The organism is Paenibacillus sp. UNC496MF (genome assembly GCF_900113915.1).
Classification (GTDB): domain Bacteria; phylum Bacillota; class Bacilli; order Paenibacillales; family Paenibacillaceae; genus Paenibacillus_Z; species Paenibacillus_Z artemisiicola.
The window spans coordinates 1-1,710 of record NZ_FORE01000036.1 but is presented as its reverse complement, the minus strand read 5'-3'; the positions used below and the strand labels follow the sequence as shown (position 1 = coordinate 1,710).

The 1,710-nt window shown below is 49.0% G+C and carries 1 protein-coding gene and 1 pseudogene; one reads left to right on the top strand and one right to left on the bottom strand.

The genetic code is table 11. The annotated features are described in order from the left end of the window. Positions 1–454 (top strand): annotated as a pseudogene (locus tag BMZ79_RS33455) (transposase); the annotation flags it as partial. A gap of 328 nt (positions 455–782) precedes the next feature. Here BMZ79_RS33455 and BMZ79_RS33450 read toward each other — a convergent pair. Beyond that, on the bottom strand, positions 783–1,710 hold a 928-nt coding region (locus BMZ79_RS33450), incomplete at its 5' end, for an IS110 family RNA-guided transposase (protein WP_090649581.1).

Here is a 1,710-nt window from a genome sequence, read left to right as displayed (position 1 = left end):
ACAGCTCGAACAGATCGAACGCGAGCTTCATCTCATTCTTGAACAAATTCCCTACGCGCGGAAGCTGCTTGAAATCCGAGGCATCCGTGCAACGAGTCTAGCTGGTGTACTTGGTGAGGCCGGCGATTTAAGCGGCTATTCGCACGGAAATGCGCTGCTGCGGCATGCCGGGTTAAATCTAGCTGAGGCCAGTTCTGGGAAGTGGCGAGGAAAGATGGTGCTCAGTAAACGAGGTCGGCCACGCTTGCGTCATTTCCTCTATCTCATGACGATGTGTATGGTCATGACGAACTCAGAGATCCGGGCTTTGCACCGTTACAATGTGGAGTAAAAGAACGTGAAGAAGATGAAATCCATCATGAAGTTATGTAGCAAAGTAGCGCGTTTGCTAGTCGGCCTGGCTAAGAGCAATGAGGCCTACGATTCCGCTCGCTTGTTCCCTCAGGCAGCCTAAAACCGCTCTAACCTCACCAGCTCACGCATTCGCAGGATGACAAGAAGCACGGAGTATCGGGAGACGTTACGCAAAAGGGCTCGGACCCGTTCCGTTAGAAAAACCGAGCTCCACCCCTTAGTTAGATGCGACGAAGGAATGAAAGGGCTATGACCCGTTGAGACATGGGAGCGAGAATCGCTAAGGCAAAGTGGAGACGTGCGTAAATGGAACAATATGGGTGAAGCTTGCTCACCTTTATTTACGCACGCCCTTTCGCTCCTTCCCAGCAACAAGCTCCAGCCTATCTTCTTCTTTCATTCTCATCCAAGGATGAAATCCTGCGAATTCATGAGCTTGAGTGAGGTAAGCGAATCATTTCGAGGGAGCTCAACAAAACTACCGAGAACAGGATCCGTATGAGTTTGTTACACAACGCGATGAGAGATTGCATCTTTTTGAGCGGATTTATCGGCCGTTTGGTGTAATACTCGTGTAAAGCCCGGAAGGCTACGTTTTTAGCGACCAACGGCATCATCACTCGAAAGAGCAAGGCACGAAGCCGTTTTCGGCCTCTCTTTGTAATCTTGGTCTGTCCTGTATGTGTACCAGATGAGTTTGTTTTCAAATTCAAACCAGCAAGCTTCGAAATCTGTTTGGGATGACGGTACTGGCTAATGTCGCCTACCTCGGCAAGGAATCCTGCGATGGTGTCTCTTCCAATCCCTTTCATAGCAAGCAATTGCGGCACATGTGGAATCTGTATGAGTAGTTCATCCAATCTTACTTTCAGCTCTTCGAACTTCTTATGAAGCCATTCGTACTGGGTAAGCAAGAGCTTAAGTTCCATTTTCGCTAACTCCGAGCCCGTTCTTACGCCGACTGAGCGGCTTGCTGCTTCCTTCAGAGCAATAATCCGACCTAGACCAAGCCCTCGCTTTGCAGCCTCTCTCAGGTGCTGTAGCAATGCTTCTTCCGGCACTTGAACAAGCTCGTGCGGCAGTAAATATAGGCTCAGCATTTGGATGGCAGATTTGCATTCCCAATCCTTAAATACCGTTAGAAACTCTGGAAAGTCACGATCTAGCCAGTTATGGACACGTGCTTGGATCACACAAAGGTCAGTTGTTAGGTGATCGCGAATCTTCATTGCTTCCCTCAGTTCCGCATAAATGCCCTGAGGAAGGCTTGGTACGGCGTATCTCCCATCTTTGACCAGCTGTGCAATAACCTTCGCGTCCTTGATGTCATTTTTAGTTGGAGAATTGTCGTCTAAC